The organism is Klebsiella sp. w6 (assembly GCF_033100215.1).
Lineage (GTDB): Bacteria > Pseudomonadota > Gammaproteobacteria > Enterobacterales > Enterobacteriaceae > Klebsiella > Klebsiella variicola.
In genome coordinates this window covers 5,028,443-5,044,232 of record NZ_CP136907.1, presented here as the reverse complement: position 1 = coordinate 5,044,232, position 15,790 = coordinate 5,028,443, and the positions used below count along the sequence as shown (strand labels likewise).

Annotated in this window: 12 protein-coding genes; 8 read left to right on the top strand and 4 right to left on the bottom strand. The window is 55.1% G+C overall.

All coding sequences use genetic code 11. From position 1 onward, the window contains the following. Positions 1-411: 411 nt before the first annotated feature. Positions 412-1,164 (top strand): oligogalacturonate-specific porin KdgM family protein, encoded by a 753-nt coding sequence (locus R0140_RS24560; RefSeq protein ID WP_023323518.1) that lies wholly within the window; start codon positions 412-414, stop codon positions 1,162-1,164. 104 nt (positions 1,165-1,268) lie between these two features. Here the strand turns inward: R0140_RS24560 and R0140_RS24555 are convergent, their stop codons facing one another. Then, on the bottom strand, positions 1,269-2,291 hold the full coding sequence (locus tag R0140_RS24555) for a LacI family DNA-binding transcriptional regulator (RefSeq protein ID WP_032741387.1): 1,023 nt from the start codon (positions 2,289-2,291) through the stop codon (positions 1,269-1,271). Positions 2,292-2,582: 291 nt separating this feature from the next. Between R0140_RS24555 and R0140_RS24550 the strand changes: the two genes are divergently transcribed. The 3 genes from R0140_RS24550 to R0140_RS24540 all read left to right on the top strand — a co-directional run bounded on the left by R0140_RS24550 (position 2,583) and on the right by R0140_RS24540 (position 5,705). After that, positions 2,583-3,515 (top strand): dihydrodipicolinate synthase family protein, encoded by a 933-nt coding sequence (locus R0140_RS24550; RefSeq protein WP_022065390.1) that lies wholly within the window; start codon positions 2,583-2,585, stop codon positions 3,513-3,515. Positions 3,516-3,644: 129 nt separating this feature from the next. Beyond that, entirely contained in the window at positions 3,645-4,934 is a 1,290-nt protein-coding gene (locus R0140_RS24545; RefSeq protein WP_012543094.1) for an Nramp family divalent metal transporter, read from the top strand. A gap of 99 nt (positions 4,935-5,033) precedes the next feature. Next, positions 5,034-5,705, top strand: coding sequence for a hypothetical protein (locus R0140_RS24540; RefSeq protein WP_008807153.1), 672 nt, complete (start codon positions 5,034-5,036; stop codon positions 5,703-5,705). Between the two features lie 30 nt (positions 5,706-5,735). Here the strand turns inward: R0140_RS24540 and msrA are convergent, their stop codons facing one another. Continuing rightward, on the bottom strand, positions 5,736-6,371 hold the full coding sequence (msrA, locus tag R0140_RS24535; protein ID WP_008807152.1) for a peptide-methionine (S)-S-oxide reductase MsrA: 636 nt from the start codon (positions 6,369-6,371) through the stop codon (positions 5,736-5,738). A 208-nt stretch (positions 6,372-6,579) separates the two neighbouring features. Here msrA and tamA point away from each other — a divergent pair, with 208 nt between their 5' ends. The 3 genes from tamA to R0140_RS24520 are packed head-to-tail and all read left to right on the top strand — an operon-like array spanning position 6,580 to position 12,433. Continuing rightward, a complete protein-coding gene (gene tamA, locus R0140_RS24530; RefSeq protein ID WP_008807151.1) occupies positions 6,580-8,313 on the top strand; it encodes an autotransporter assembly complex protein TamA in 1,734 nt (577 codons plus the stop codon). Next, positions 8,310-12,086, top strand: coding sequence for an autotransporter assembly complex protein TamB (tamB, locus tag R0140_RS24525; RefSeq protein ID WP_008807150.1), 3,777 nt, complete (start codon positions 8,310-8,312; stop codon positions 12,084-12,086). The genes tamA and tamB overlap by 4 nt, the downstream gene beginning before the upstream one ends. Before the next feature lie 2 nt (positions 12,087-12,088). Beyond that, positions 12,089-12,433: a gamma-glutamylcyclotransferase family protein gene (locus R0140_RS24520; RefSeq protein WP_008807149.1), complete on the top strand. Its 345-nt coding sequence runs from the start codon at positions 12,089-12,091 to the stop codon at positions 12,431-12,433. 143 nt (positions 12,434-12,576) lie between these two features. On the opposite strand, the gene R0140_RS24515 is transcribed toward R0140_RS24520, so the two are convergent. Both R0140_RS24515 and ppa read right to left on the bottom strand, forming a co-directional pair. Further along, complete coding sequence (locus R0140_RS24515) at positions 12,577-13,764, bottom strand: hypothetical protein (RefSeq protein ID WP_032741391.1); 1,188 nt, start codon at positions 13,762-13,764, stop codon at positions 12,577-12,579. 74 nt (positions 13,765-13,838) lie between these two features. Continuing rightward, positions 13,839-14,369, bottom strand: a complete 531-nt coding sequence (gene ppa, locus R0140_RS24510) for an inorganic diphosphatase (protein WP_032741393.1) — start codon at positions 14,367-14,369, stop codon at positions 13,839-13,841. A gap of 403 nt (positions 14,370-14,772) precedes the next feature. Between ppa and ytfQ the strand changes: the two genes are divergently transcribed. Next, a complete protein-coding gene (ytfQ, locus tag R0140_RS24505; RefSeq protein WP_008807147.1) occupies positions 14,773-15,729 on the top strand; it encodes a galactofuranose ABC transporter, galactofuranose-binding protein YtfQ in 957 nt (318 codons plus the stop codon). Positions 15,730-15,790 lie beyond the last annotated feature (61 nt).

Here is a 15,790-nt window from a genome sequence, read left to right as displayed (position 1 = left end):
TAGCGTAACAGTCAGCAAAATCGCCAGAGCATTGATTAATCATTGTTAATTACGCGGTTATCTCTCCGCCACGCGTCAGCGTAAACGCGTACTTATGATGACAGGTGCGTCGCAGGATAATTCCCGCAACAAGAGCGACTCATCTGCAGGTGAAAGGGAAGTCGATGATCCGCTAATAAAGGGAGCGGAGTCGATCACAGAAATTCATCTGCCATGATAATAGCGGATGAAAATTTGTGATGAGAATAGCATCGGTATTTTTACCGTCTTGACCATTCGTATTTAGTAATAGAAATATATCTGTAATTGAAAACGATACCGCAAACGATTTCACATTGGTTTAGATAATATATAGATACCGTCATATTCTTTTCCGTTTCATTTCAAGATGATTAATTTTAGGGATAAAATATGCATACAAAAACCGCTTTTATTATGTGTTGCGTTCTTGGCATTCCTGCAGCCGGCCACGCGCTGACCTTTGATGTCAGGGGAGGATATCGGGCGGGAAGCCACTCTTACGAGTCCCGCTATAAGGTCAGCCAGGGGTGGGAAACAGGCTGGTGGGCGAGTATGGAGATGGATAACAAAAACAACAAAAATAACCATCAGGGCAACCAGGGTACCGACAGAGCTGATGGTTCCCACTCCTTTGGCGACAGCACGGTCGATTATAATGAAATAGAGGCTAACTATAGCTGGCCATTCGCCGATAAATGGGCCTTGCAGCCTGGCGGCATCTATCACTGGAGCAGCAAAGGCACTCAGCTACGGCCTTATCTGCGCGTTAATTATAAAGCCACGCCCGACCTTACCTTTGGGCTGCGTTATCGCTATGACTACAACACTTATGAAACGGTCAATAGTGCCGGTGAGTCGCATCGGGATAGCGTCAATCGTCTGGATTTATATGTTGCCTATAAATTTAATGCACAATGGAGCGCCTTATATCAAGGCACGGTCTATCGCCACGTCAATGACGACTATAAGTATAAAAATGATAAGTCTTCGGCGACAGAAAATGCGCTAACGCTACGCTATAAATGGAATGACTGGTTTAGTCCCTATATCGAATATGATTATCTCGGGAAACAGGGCTACCATGACGGCCAAAATAAAATCTCAGAATCACGGTATCGTATTGGCATGACGTTTACGCTATAACCTCCCCCTGACGAGCAAGAATCAATATCTGATAACATTAGCTGGCATAATATTAAATACTGCCCCGGCCCTGTCACACCCTTTGGGCCGGGAACCTTCGCCGCTTAGCGATAAGGCCGCGTGGAAGCGCGCGGGATCAGCGTGGGTAGAGAATAGCGCTGAGGATTTTCCACATGGTTGCTTAACAGTAACTCGACAGCATGGCTGGCAAGCTGATCAAGCGGCGTTTTTACCGAGGTTAAGGGGATCGGCAGACGGCTGACCAAAGGAATGTCGTTATAACCCACCAGCGAAACGTCTCGGCCTATCTCCAGTCCGAGTCGATGTGCCGCCGCCATCACGCCGATCGCCAGGTCATCATTGACGGCGAAAATGGCGCTGGGGCGCGCAGGACTATTCAGTATTTCATAACCGGCGTTTTCACCGGCCACAATGGTAAAATCGGAATCTCGCCACCACTGGGGATTCACCTCGGCCTGCGCTTCCTGCATGGCCCGCAGGAAACCCTTTTGCCGGTTTAAGGTGCTCGATGAAAAATTCGGCCCGGCAATGATGCCGATTTCCCGGTGCCCTAAATCCAGTAAATGGCGGGTCGCCAGATAACCCCCCAGTTCGTCATCACCAATGGCCGATGGACTAATGCCGTCGGTGCGTAGCGCCAGAACATGGTTGATCTGTTTTTCCCGTAGCTGCTGGGGCAGGCGATCGCCCAGGCGGCAGGTGGAAAGGATCAGGCCGTCCACCCGGCGGTCTAACAGAGATTGCGCGGCGCGCTCTTCCGTTTCTGGATCGTTGCCACAGGTGGCCACTACCGTGAAATACCCATGGCGCGCAGCGGCCTGAGAGACGGCTTCATAGAACATCGCCGTCACGGTATCAGTCAATCTGGGCACCAGAACGCCTATCGTGCCGGTATCGCCCCGGCGCAGACTTGACGCCACGTAGTCACGTCGATAACCCAGCAGCTTCGCCGCTTCGCGTATTTTTTCAGCGGAAGGGCTGCGGGACGGGGGGAGACGTTCATCCAGCACGCGTGAAACAGTTGAAACACTCACGCCTGCAGCGCGTGCCACATCCTGCATCGTGATCGTTCTTCCATTTTGCTCTGAAGATGACTGATTTCCCATGACCGATTCCCTGTTTAAATTCAGCTGAGATTGTATTCGTAGTTATTTCGCCCACGCAACTGAATTGGCGTGAGCGGTAACAGGCAATAATGTGGGAAATAGATCACGTAATGCAGATTGATAAACATTTAAGCCGCTCTTTTTTGTGATTCGAATTGCATTTATTCGCAGAGTACCCTTGATCTTGCGGAGTAAAGGGAAGACATTTCAATTCACTTGCAATCGTTCCTGCAATCGATTTCAAGAAGGGGATTTTATCATCTTTATTGTTGAAATGTGTAAGGAGTTAACATGAAAGCACTTGATTTGCGTGGTATTGTTCCAGCCCCCGTTACCCCTTTTACCCGCGATGGACGCATCGATCATCAAGCGATCAAACGCTTAGGTTCCTGGCTTGGCAGCGTGAAAGGCGTGAAAGGTCTGGTGGTGCTGGGACATGCCGGGGAAGGTACCTTCCTGACTCAGCAGGAGCAGGCCGATGTTATCCGTAGTTTTGTGGACTCGACCGAAGGCCGCGTGCCGGTTATCGCCGGTATTACCGGCGAAGGGACGGAAGTGGCGGCGCTGGAAGCACAGCGTGCCGTGGAAGCCGGGGCCTCCGCAGGTCTGCTGTATCCCTCCCATGGCTGGCTGCGTTTTGGCTACCAAAAAGGGGCGCCGCAGGATCGTTATCGCGTGGTATACGAAGAGAGCGGCCTGCCGCTTATTCTGTTTCAGTATCCGGATGTCACGAAAGCCACCTATAACCTCGAAACGATGCTGGATATCTCCGCGCAACCGGGAGTCTTTGCGATGAAAAATGGCGTGCGGAATATGCGCCGCTGGGATACGGAAATTCCGGTGATTCGCCGCGAACGCCCTGATTTACAGATCCTCAGCTGTCATGATGAATATTTGCTGCATACCGCTTTTGATATTGATGGTTTCCTGGTGGGGTATGGCAATATTGCGCCGGAACTCCTGTTAGAGCTGCTGGAGGCCGGAAAAGCGCAGGATTATGTGAAGGCCAAAGCGGTTCACGATCGTCTGCTGCCGGTTACCAAGGCCGTTTATCACCGTGGCTCGCATATGGAAGGCACGGTCGCGCTGAAACATGCTCTGGTTGAACGTGGCATCCTGGAACACGCGACCGTTCGTTCACCGTTGTTACCGCTGGAACCCGGCGCGGAAGAAGAGATCAAAGCGGCTATCCGTGAAGCAGGTATTAAAAAAGCGGTTATTTAATTCATTATTTGTATGTTAAACCCGTATTCTTCATGAATACGGGTTGGTTTTACCAGGGACTATCCGGTTTTATTCAATATATAAGGTTGGCCATATAATATTCTGTAAAGATAATATAATGAGGCTGTCATGAATAATTTAGAAAAAACATCTTCCACTGTACCCGCACAAATAGAAAAACTTCCCTTCTCTCAATTAATTCGCCGTATTGGTCCGGGTATTGTTCTTACCGGGGTCGTTGTCGGTCCCGGCGCTATCACCACCGCGTCGATGTTAGGGGCGGACTATGGCTACTCTTTGTTATGGCTGCTGATCCCCATTGCCTTTATGGGGATCACGTTTATGTTGACGACCTATCGTATCTCGATGCTCACCGGAATGCCGTCAATCGAGGCGATACGTCACTATTACGGTAAAGTCGCCTCGGGGTTTGTGGGGGTGGCTACTTTTTTAGCCTGTCTTTTTTTTACCATGGGGAATATCTCGGGTACCGGGGCCGGCATGAACCTGGTTTTCGGCATTGACTGGAAACTCGGTGCGTTAATTATGATTGCGGTGATGATCTATTGCTATTTCTCTAAAGGCGTTTATTCCAAAGTCGAAAAAGGGATCACTATTTGTATTGTGGCAATGATTATCGCTTTTTATATTACCCTGGTAGGGACGGGGGGACCAGACTGGAAAGCCAGTGGCGAAGGGTTAACGCATTGGATGTTTCCTGCGGGGAGTTTAGTCACCGCCCTGGGCTTTATCAGTACCAATGCCTCCCTGACGACCGGGATCTACGGCACTTACCTTGGCAAAGAGAAAAAATGGAAAAAAGATGACCTCTTTAATGGCGTGATGGTGGCGGATACCGTCGCCCATATTATCGGTGTGCTGCTGATCAGCGGGGCGATTATTCTGGTGGGGGCCATCGTCCTTTTTCCGCAAGGGATATCAATCAATACGCCGACGCAGCTGGCCGATTTGTTAACGCCCAGTATGGGACGGGCGGCAAAATACATTATGGGTGTCGCCCTATTGGGGGCGGGTTTCTCATCTCTACTGGGGAATACTCAGCGTGGGGTTGTGCTGCTCAATTCCGGCTTCAATAAATCTACCGCGCTGGAGAGTAAAGCGGTCCAGTGGGGATCCATGGTGGTGCTGGTGGTGGCGGGGTTAATCTGCTTTAGCTTTGGCGGTTCGCCGGTGCAGTTAATTTACTTAGCGAATGTGGCAACGGCGGTATCCACGCCGGTCGCCGGCTTGTTTATTTGCCTGCTGCTGTGGCGAAAGGATATTAATAAAGGATACAAGGCGCCACGGTTATTACAAATATGCATGGCGATCAGCTATCTCTTTTGTTTGTTGCTCACTCTCGTTGCGCTGATAAATACCTTACCTAAGTTTATGTCCTCTCTTTCAACCCTGTTTTGAGGTGGGGTATGACTGATGCTGCGCGATTAAGCGAAGGCTGGAATCAGATGCGTCCCGGCATGGGCGTTGTGCAAGTACGTATAACAGAGGGAAAATAAAATGGAAGAGACTGTTTTACTGGATGTGCAGAGAATACAGACCTCCGAACAGAGCAGCATTATTCTTCACTCTGTCCGGGCGGTGGATTTAGTGAATCACCTGGTACCTGAGTTACACCTCCTCGATAGCCACAGCGAGCCATACAACGTCCAAAAAACAGTGGTTAACTGCCTTTATGCCGGACAGCAGCTTGCCAGAGAACGGCGGGTTGTTTTGCCATTATTGCCAGAGTCGCTCTATTTGCTGGGTGGGATGGTGATTGCTGCCGGGAAGACCATCGAGAAAAAAGAGGTTATTACCCATAATCGTCTGTGCGAAGAGGCCGGGAGGCTGCTGAAAGACGAGGCGGTATGGGAGAGTATCGACATTATAAGAAGTGTTGCTCTGCCTGTTTACCGCCGGCTGGTGAAAGAGCAGCGCACCCACGTCGCCTCTTTATTACAGGCTCTGCTGCATATCCTTGCCTGGCGTAGCGAGAGTGGCTGGGCGCGGGACCAGGCGCAAAGAATACTATGGGCCGGGGGCGTGTTCGGAACGGCAGGCATCGATTCGCTAATCGCTTTCGATCGGGCATTGGCAGAGAAAGAGATGACGTTTCCGTCATTGCGTGAATGGTTAACCGTGACGGCATTTCTGGCCCACTTCCCTGCGGGCCCGGTCTTTTCTGATTAACCACCACTCCCCGATAGCGCAATCGGGTTGTTACTGAGGCGGCAGGCACACGCCGATGCCGCCGATGCCGCAATAGCCGTGCGGGTTTTTATACAGATACTGCTGATGATCGTCTTCGGCATAGTAGAAGGGTTTGGCGGTAGCGATCTCGGTAGTGATGTGACGAGTATCGTGCGCGTCGTTCATCGCCGCCTGGAAGCGGGCGAGGCTGGCCTTTGCCGCTGCCGTTTGTTCCGGCGTCAGCGGGTAAATCGCCGAACGGTACTGGGTACCGTGGTCGTTGCCCTGTCGCATGCCCTGCGCCGGATCGTGATTTTCCCAGAACACCTGTAATAACTGCTCATAGCTAATCACCTGCGGATCGTAAACCACGCGCACTGCTTCCGCGTGACCGGTCTGGCCGCTGCACACTTCGCGATAGGTCGGATTTGGCGTATAGCCGCCGGTATAGCCTGCGGCGGTGCTGTAAACCCCCGGCAATTGCCAGAACAGGCGCTCCACTCCCCAGAAGCAGCCCATGGCGAACAGCGCCACTTCCATCCCCGCTGGGACGTTGGTCATCGAGTGGCCGTTAACTGCGTGGAGCGTCGCCACTGGCATGGGGGTATTGCGTCCAGGCAGCGCATCCGCCTGGGCGACAAGATGCGTTTTATCAAATAGACTCACGGTTGGCCTCTCAATACAGAAATCGTCGTTAAGGTTGTAACGAAGCGTGTCTTTTAACACAATAAACACGCGTAATACGTCTAGATTAATACATAAGAATTATTTGGGTTATTGCCACTTTTTCAACCCTGGTTGTTAGGGTTTTGTTAAGCCGTGGAGCGGCGCCAGTGTTTCCTGTAGGGGGAAACAGGGAGATTCAGGAGAAAATGTGCTAAAAATCCGCCAGTTATGTATCACCAGCCTTTTGCTGGTCAGCGGGGTCGCCAGCGCAGCGAATGTGCGTTTGCAGGTTGAGGGATTATCCGGGGAGCTGGAGAGAAACGTTCGCGCCCAGCTTTCCACCATCCAGAGTGATGAGGTCACGCCGGATCGTCGCTTTCGCGCGCGCGTCGATGACGCCATTCGCGAAGGTCTGAAAGCGCTGGGTTATTACGAGCCGACGATTGAATTTGATTTACGTCCGCCGCCGAAAAGGGGGCGTCAGGTGCTGATCGCCAAAGTGACCCCGGGTGAACCGGTGCGCATTGGTGGAACCGAGGTCATTCTGCGCGGCGGCGCCCGTACCGATAGCGACTATCTGGCGCTGCTAAAAACGCGTCCGGCCATCGGGACGGTGCTGAACCATGGCGATTATGACGGTTTCAAGAGCTCGTTGACCCGCGTCGCCCTGCGCAAAGGCTACTTTGACAGCGAGTTCAACAAAAGCCAGCTCGGGGTCTCCCTTGACCGCCACCAGGCGTTCTGGGATATCGATTACGACAGCGGCGAGCGCTATCGCTTTGGTCACGTCACCTTCTCCGGATCGCAAATTCGCGATGAATACCTGCAAAACCTCGTGCCGTTTAAAGAGGGCGACTACTACACCTCGCAGGATCTGGCCGAGCTAAACCGCCGCCTGGCGGCGACCGGCTGGTTCAGTTCAGTCGTGGTGGCGCCTGATTTCGCTAAATCACGGAAAACCAAGGTGCTGCCTCTGCAGGGCGTTGTTTCGCCACGCAAAGAGAACACCGTGGAAACCGGGGTTGGTTTTTCAACCGATGTCGGGCCGCGCGTGAAAGCCACGTGGAAAAAACCGTGGATGAACTCGTATGGCCACAGCCTGACCTCCAGCGTCAGCCTCTCCGCTCCGGAGCAGCAGTTCGACTTTACCTATAAAGTCCCGCTGCTGAAGAGCCCGCTCGAGCAGTACTATCTGATGCAGGGCGGCTTTAAGCGCACCGATCTTAATGACACCCAGGCCGACTCCACCACGCTTGGGGTATCGCGTTTCTGGGAGATGTCGAGCGGCTGGCAGCGGGCGATCAACCTGCGCTGGAGCCTGGACCACTTTACCCAGGCGAACGTCACCAACACCACCATGCTGATTTACCCTGGGGTCTCGGTGAACCGCACTCGCTCTCGCGGCGGTCTGATGCCCACCTGGGGCGATTCACAGCGCTACTCCGTGGACTACTCCAACACCATGTGGGGCTCGGACATCAACTTCATCGTGATGCAGGCCCAGGACGTCTGGATCCGTACCCTCTATGACCGCCACCGCTTTGTGGTGCGCGGCAACCTTGGCTGGATCGAAGCGGACAACTTTGACAAGGTGCCGCCGGATCTGCGCTTTTTCGCCGGGGGCGACCGCAGTATTCGCGGCTATAAATACAAATCTATCTCGCCGAAGGACGATGACGGCAAGCTGATCGGGGCCTCGAAGCTGGCGACCGGCTCGCTGGAGTATCAGTACAACGTCAGTGGTAAATGGTGGGGCGCCGTGTTTGTCGATAGCGGCGAAGCGGTCAGCGATATTCGCGAGAGCGATTTCAAAACCGGCGCCGGGGTGGGCGTGCGCTGGCAGTCGCCGGTGGGGCCGATCAAGCTGGATATCGCCCGGCCGATCGGCGACAAAGAAGAGCATGGTTTACAGTTTTACATCGGTCTGGGGCCTGAATTATGAGTTTATGGAAGAAGATAAGCCTCGGCGTCTTAATCGTGTTGGTGCTCCTGCTGGGCACCGTCGGGTTCCTGGTGGGGACGACCACCGGCTTGCATCTGGTGTTCAAAGCGGCGGATCGCTGGGTACCGGGGCTGGATATCGGCAAAGTCACCGGTGGCTGGCGTGATTTAACCCTCGATAATGTTCGCTACGAGCAGCCCGGCGTGGCGGTCACCGCCGGCCAGTTTCACCTCAGCGTCAGGTTGCGCTGCCTGTGGGACAGCAGCCTGTGCGTGAACGACATCGCGCTGCGCGATATTTACGTCGCTGTCGATACGAAGAAGATGCCGCCCGCCGCGCCGGTCGAGGAAGAAGACAGCGGGCCGCTGAATCTCTCCACCCCTTATCCGATCACCCTCAGCCGCGTCGCACTGCATAACGTCAACGTCAAAATCGACGATACCGCAGTGTCCGTGCGCGATTTTTCCACCGGCCTGAACTGGCAGGAGAAAAACCTGACCCTGACGCCGACCTCGCTGCAGGGGCTGCTGATCGCCCTGCCGAAAGTGGCGAAAGTGGCGCAGGAGCAGGTGGTCGAGCCGAAAATCGACAACCCGAAGCCGCAGGAAAAACCGCTCGGCGAGACGATGACCGACCTCTTCTCGCAGCCGGTGCTGCCGGCAATGACCGATGTCCATCTGCCGCTGAACCTCAATATTCAGGCGTTCCGCGGGGAACAACTACGCCTGACCGGCGATACCGACATCACCGTGTATAACCTGCTGCTGAAAGTCAGCAGTATCGACGGTCAGATGAAGCTCGACGCCCTAGATATTGACTCCGATCAGGGCAAGGTCAGCGCCTCGGGCCACGCGCAGTTGCAGGATAACTGGCCGGTGGACATTACCCTCGCCGGAACGCTGAACGTTGACCCGATGAAAGGGGAGAAGGTGCAGCTGAAGGTGGGCGGTGAAGTGCGTAAAACGCTTAAGGTCGGGGTGGACTTAAGCGGGCCAGTCGCGGCCACGCTGCGCGCGGATGCGCAGCTGGCGGAGGCCGGGCTGCCGCTCAATATGGAGCTGAAGAGTAAGCAGCTCGCCTGGCCATTCAGCGGCGAGAAGCAGTTCCAGGCCGACGACGTCCAGCTGAAGTTTAGCGGCAAAATGACCGACTACGCGCTGGCCTTCTCCACGGCGGTGAAAGGTCAGTCGCTGCCGCCGGCGAAAATCACCCTCAACGCCAAAGGCAATGAGCGGCAGATTAATCTCGACAAGCTGACGGTCAACGCCCTGGAAGGGAAAACCGAGCTGAAGGCGCTGCTCGACTGGCAGCAGGCGATCAGCTGGCGCGGCGAGCTGACCCTCGATGGGATCAACACCGCCAAAGAGGTGCCGGACTGGCCGTCGAAGCTCAACGGCATGATCAAGACCCAGGGCAGCCTGTACGGCGGCAGCTGGCAGATGTCGGTGCCGGAGCTGAAAATTACCGGCAACGTGAAGCAGAACAAAGTGGATGTTTCGGGCTCGCTGCAGGGTAACAGCTATCTGCAGTGGAAAATCCCGGGCCTGCACCTGGCGTTAGGCCCGAACAGCGCCGATATCAAAGGTGAGCTTGGGGTGAAGGATCTTAACCTCGACGCCACTATCGATGCCCCGCATCTGGATAATGCATTGCCGGGGCTTGGCGGAACGGCGAAGGGGCTGGTGAAAGTGCGCGGCACTGTCGATGCGCCGCAGCTTCTGGCCGACATCACCGCCCGGGCGCTGCGCTGGCAGGAACTGACGATCGCCCAGGTCAACGTCAAAGGGGACGTGAAATCCACCGATCAGATTGGCGGTAATCTGGATGTGCGGGTCGATCGCATTAGCCAGCCGGGGGTCAATATCAGTTTGGTGCAGCTCAATGCCAAAGGTACTGAGAAGCAGCATGAGCTGCGGCTGCGCGTGCAGGGCGATCCGGTTTCCGGCCAGCTGACGCTGGCAGGCAGCTTCGATCGTCAGGCCGAACGCTGGAGAGGCTCGCTGAGCGATACCCGCTTCCAGACGCCGGTAGGGCCGGTAGCGCTGACGCGCAGCATTGCGCTGGACTACCGCAACCAGGAGCAGAAAATCAGCATTGGGCCACACTGCTGGACCAACCCGAACGCCGAGCTGTGCGTCCCGCAGACCATCGACGCGGGCGCCAGCGGGCGGGCGCGAGTGAACCTCAACCGCTTCGATCTGGCGATGCTTAAGCCGTTTATGCCGGAGGCGACCCAGGCCAGCGGCGTGTTTACCGGTAATGCCGATGTGAGCTGGGACACCACCAAAGAGGGGCTGCCGCAGGGCAAAGTGACCCTCAGCGGGCGCAACGTCAAGGTGACCCAGGTGGTCAACGACGCGCCGCTGCCGGTGGCATTCGATACGCTGAACCTCAGCGCCGACCTGCATAACAATCGCGCCGAGCTGGGCTGGCTTATCCGCCTGACCAACAATGGTCAACTGGATGGGCAGGTGCAGGTCACCGACCCGCAGGGGCGGCGTAATCTCGGCGGCAACGTCAATATCAGCAACTTCTCGCTGGCGATGATCAACCCGATTTTCGCTCGCGGCGAAAAAGCCGAGGGGAGGCTCAACGCCCGTCTGCGTCTGGGCGGCAACGTGAAAAGCCCGCAGCTGTTCGGCCAGATGCAGCTCAGCGGGGTGGATATCGATGGCAACTTCATGCCGTTTGATATGCAGCCGAGCCAGCTGGCGATGAACTTCAACGGCACGCGCTCGACCCTGCAGGGGACGGTGAACACCCGCCAGGGGCAAATTGCTCTCAGCGGCAACGCCGACTGGACGCAGATCGATAACTGGCGGGCGCAGATTGCAGCGAAGGGCAGCCGGGTGCGGATCACGGTGCCGCCGATGGTGCGTCTCGATGTGTCGCCGGACGTGGTGTTTACCGCCACGCCGAGCCTGTTCAGCCTTGATGGCAAGGTGGATGTGCCCTGGGCGCGGATCGTGGTCAACGAGGTGCCAGAGAGCGCGGTTGGCGTCTCCTCTGATGAAGTGATGCTGGATAAAAACCTCAAGCCGATTAATCAGCAGAGCGCCGGTATCCCGATCAACAGCAACCTGACGATTCACGTCGGCAACAACGTGCGTCTGGAAGCCTTTGGTCTGAAAGCGCGTCTGACCGGTGATTTGAAAGTGGCGCAGGACAAGCAAGGCTTGGGCCTCAACGGGCAGATCAATATTCCGGACGGCCGCTTCCACGCCTATGGTCAGGATCTGATTGTTCGCAAAGGGGAGCTGCTGTTCTCCGGTCCGCCGGATCAGCCGCTGCTGAATATCGAAGCGATTCGTAACCCGGATGCTACCGAAGACGATGTGATCGCCGGCGTTCGCGTCACCGGCTCCGCCGATCAGCCGAAAGCGGAGATCTTCTCTGACCCGGTGATGTCCCAGCAGGAAGCGCTGTCTTATCTGCTGCGCGGCCAGGGTTTGAGCAGCGGACAGAGCGATAGCGCCGCGATGACCTCAATGCTTATTGGAATGGGGGTTGCACAAAGTGGTCAGGTTGTGGGTAAAATCGGCGAGACGTTTGGCGTAAGCAATTTGGCGTTGGACACCGAAGGGGTAGGCGACTCTTCCCAGGTGGTGGTCAGCGGCTATGTACTGCCGGGTCTGCAGGTAAAATATGGGGTCGGTATTTTCGACTCCCTGGCGACGCTGACTTTACGTTATCGCCTGATGCCTAGGCTATATGTGGAAGCGGTGTCTGGCATTGACCAGGCGCTCGATTTGCTCTATCAGTTTGAGTTTTAGCAATGCGAATATTTGTTTACGGCAGTTTACGACGCAAACAAGGCAACAGCCACTGGATGACCAACGCCCAGTGGCTGGGCGCTCATAGTGTCAACGATTATCAGCTGTACAGCCTGGGCCACTATCCAGGCGCGGTGCCCGGCGAAGGCACAGTACATGGTGAAGTTTATCGTATTGATGCATCGACGCTGGCCGAACTGGATGCGCTACGCACGAAGGGGGGCGAGTATGCGCGCCACCTCATTCAGACGCCTTACGGCAGCGCATGGATGTATGTGTATCAACGTTCCGTTGAGGGATGTACGTTGATAGCGAACGGCAACTGGTTGGATCGCGACCAGTACTAACCACGACAGCGCCACCTTCGGGTGGCGTTGTTTTTTCTGCTCCATGCCTTACCAGAGTGGCAGACGATCCTTCGCCAGCCACATCGCGGAAGCCAGCGTCGTCAGCGCGAGAAAGAATAATCGTCGTGTGGGGGTGCTGAACATTACATGATCTCCTCGAGCGCGGTATGGCGGGCCACTCCCTGCAGGTAGCGCCGCATCGCCGAGCGCATCTTCAGCCAGTCAGCTACCCGGTGTGATAATAACCAGGCCGTCGGGCCAATCAGCTCCAGTACCGCCAGGATCCCGCCGAAACTGAGTAATAATAGGGACAGCATGTCCAGTGAATCCTGAACCTGCCACCAGACGCTCCGGCCTGACTGAAGGGCACTGATGAGTTCAACAGCGAGAAATAGCAGATACATCACCAGCGCGAGGCCGTAAAACAGGTAATAGAGCAGCGCCAGTTGTCGGCGACCTGGATAGAGTGGATGGTTTTTTATATAAGCCGCGCCGTCGCTGGCATTGTATAGCGCGTGGATCGCACGGCTGTCGCGCTCGTACACGGCGACGAGGCGATCGCCAATGGCGATAAACGGTGGCTGACGACGATAGAGAACGGGATGCAGCGCGAAATTGGCGCAGCCTGTCTGCCACCAGAAGGCCAGCGGCGCCGTGTCGCATTGTATCCCAACGCCATGGTATTCCCGCGTTGGGTTCCCCGCGAACCACTTCTTAAAAATGATATTGCTAATTTTTCCCGTCCGGACGGCATAGCGTTCCGGCAGGGCTTGCGTAAAAGGCATTGCCGACTGGCGGACGGCCCGCGCCGTTGCAGGTAGCCGCTGGCAAAAGGAAAAGTCGCGGCGGCGGGCCTGCGCCATCTTCGTCAGCAGATCGCGCATGGCGGGGTGCCGTTTTAGCACCGGGTGGAACAGTCGCTCATAGAGCCCTGTTAACAGTCCGATGAAGGCCAGTATCGCGATAATGCCGCAGCCGAACCTTCCCCATTCTGAGGTGCTCATCACGAGCGGGATAAGAGCGACGATGAGCGTCAGCAGGCTGATAATCAGCAGCGGACGGGCCCAGCGCGTTACCCGTTGACTGGGTTCAAGGAGCGTTTCGCCATCGCTGAGCCAGTGGATCCAGTAACAGCCGTTGTCCAGACGGCGGACGCCAAGGTGCAGAGGCTGATTGATCGTCAGGCGGTCAAAAAGCGCGGGGTCTTTAAAATAGCGTTTATCGGTATAAAAGACATGCTCGCCGGCGATAAGGCGCAGATATCCCTGTTTTTCACAGGCGGCGGTGGTGAAACCGGTATAGTTCAGAGTGAAATAGCGAACGCTTTTCACGGGACACCCTCCATGGTGTTATCGCGGCTATCCGTGCCGCAATCAGGCAGGGGATGACCCTGCCTGAGACAGAATTACTTCTGCTTTGCGCGCTCGAAAGAGGCAACGATTTCGGCTTTCGCCGCTTCCGCGTTGTCCCAACCGTCGACTTTAACCCACTTGCCTTTTTCCAGATCTTTGTAGTGCTCAAAGAAATGAGAGATCTGGGCTTTCAGCAGTTCCGGCAGGTCGTTCACATCGTTGATGTGATCGTATTCTTTGCTCAGCTTGGTGTGCGGTACGGCAACCAGTTTCGCATCTTCACCGGATTCGTCGGTCATCTTCAGAACGCCAACCGGACGGCAGCGGATCACGGAGCCCGGCTGCAGCGGGTACGGCGTCGGGACCAGCACGTCAACCGGGTCACCGTCCAGGGACAGGGTGTGGTTGATGTAACCGTAGTTGCACGGATAGAACATTGCTGTGGACATGAAACGGTCAACGAACAGTGCACCGCTCTCTTTGTCGACTTCATATTTGATAGGATCTGCGTTCGCCGGGATTTCGATCACGACGTAGATGTCTTCCGGCAGATCTTTGCCCGCAGGTACGTTGAGTAAGCTCATGTCTGTTTCCTTTAAAATGTATGGCAAACAAGTGCTCGGTATTATAGCCAACTCACATCGAAAGTCTTCGCTTCTTTTTCCCGATATCGCCGCGGAGTGCTCCGAATTTTTCGCGTAATAATGACATGAAAATCCATAAACATAGCCACATCATGAATAAATTTATGTAACCGTTTTCATTGCATGTGATTGATTTATCAAACTGCTTAAAAAAACGTCATAAACCGCAACAGCCGCGCTCCCTGCGAAGCCTTATCGGCTCTCCGCTGGGCAGCGAGGCCATCATTAACATCTCATTTACTTTTTTGAAGTGTGATGTAACGCATTCAGTTACATCACCGATTGTCTATAGTTTGTCCGCAGGTGAGACTTTAACCAACAATAACCCTACGAGGATACCCTTATGTGGAAGCGCTTACTTCTTGTCACAGCAGTTTCCGCAGCTATGTCGTCTATGGCGATAGCTGCCCCGCTAACCGTAGGTTTTTCGCAGGTCGGTTCTGAATCCGGCTGGCGTGCGGCGGAAACCAGCGTCGCGAAAGAGGAGGCCGCCAAGCGCGGTATCACCCTGAAGATCGCTGATGGTCAGCAAAAACAGGAAAACCAGATCAAAGCAGTGCGTTCCTTTATCGCTCAAGGGGTCGACGCGATCTTCATTGCACCGGTGGTGGCCACCGGCTGGGAACCGGTGCTGAAAGAGGCGAAAGAGGCCAAGATCCCGGTCTTCCTCCTCGACCGTTCCATTGATGTTAAAGATAAAGATCTCTACATGACCACCGTGACCGCCAACAACGTGCTGGAAGGCCAGCTGATTGGCGACTGGCTGGTGAAAACCGTCGACGGTAAGCCGTGTAACGTCGTTGAACTGCAGGGCACCGTTGGGGCCAGCGTGGCCATCGATCGTAAGAAAGGGTTCGCCGACGCGATTGCCAAAGCGTCGAATATCAAAATTATCCGCTCTCAGTCCGGCGACTTCACCCGCAGCAAAGGGAAAGAGGTGATGGAGAGCTTTATCAAAGCTGAGAATAACGGCAAAAACATCTGCATGGTCTTCGCCCATAACGATGACATGGTAATCGGCGCCATCCAGGCCATTAAAGAGGCGGGTCTGAAGCCGGGCAAAGATATCCTCACGGGCTCCATCGACGGCGTGCCGGATATCTATAAAGCCATGATCGCTGGTGAAGCCAACGCCAGCGTCGAACTGACGCCAAATATGGCCGGTCCGGCGTTTGATGCGCTGGAGAAATACAAAAAAGACGGCACCCTGCCTGAGAAGCTGACCATTACCAAATCGACGCTGTATCTGCCGGATACGGCGAAAGAAGAGTTAGAGAAGAAGAAAAATATGGGTTACTGAGTGGGGATCCCCTCATTCCAACCCTCTCCCCGGTGGGAGAAGGTAAAAAGCAGCGTTCCAG

Coding starts and splice junctions, on each gene's coding strand:
- R0140_RS24560 (WP_023323518.1), top strand. CDS start 412: ATGCATACAAAAACCGCTTTTATTATGTGTTGCGTTCTTGGCATTCCT.
- R0140_RS24555 (WP_032741387.1), bottom strand. CDS start 2,291: ATGGGAAATCAGTCATCTTCAGAGCAAAATGGAAGAACGATCACGATG.
- R0140_RS24550 (WP_022065390.1), top strand. CDS start 2,583: ATGAAAGCACTTGATTTGCGTGGTATTGTTCCAGCCCCCGTTACCCCT.
- R0140_RS24545 (WP_012543094.1), top strand. CDS start 3,645: ATGAATAATTTAGAAAAAACATCTTCCACTGTACCCGCACAAATAGAA.
- R0140_RS24540 (WP_008807153.1), top strand. CDS start 5,034: ATGGAAGAGACTGTTTTACTGGATGTGCAGAGAATACAGACCTCCGAA.
- tamB (WP_008807150.1), top strand. CDS start 8,310: ATGAGTTTATGGAAGAAGATAAGCCTCGGCGTCTTAATCGTGTTGGTG.
- R0140_RS24520 (WP_008807149.1), top strand. CDS start 12,089: ATGCGAATATTTGTTTACGGCAGTTTACGACGCAAACAAGGCAACAGC.
- ppa (WP_032741393.1), bottom strand. CDS start 14,369: ATGAGCTTACTCAACGTACCTGCGGGCAAAGATCTGCCGGAAGACATC.
- ytfQ (WP_008807147.1), top strand. CDS start 14,773: ATGTGGAAGCGCTTACTTCTTGTCACAGCAGTTTCCGCAGCTATGTCG.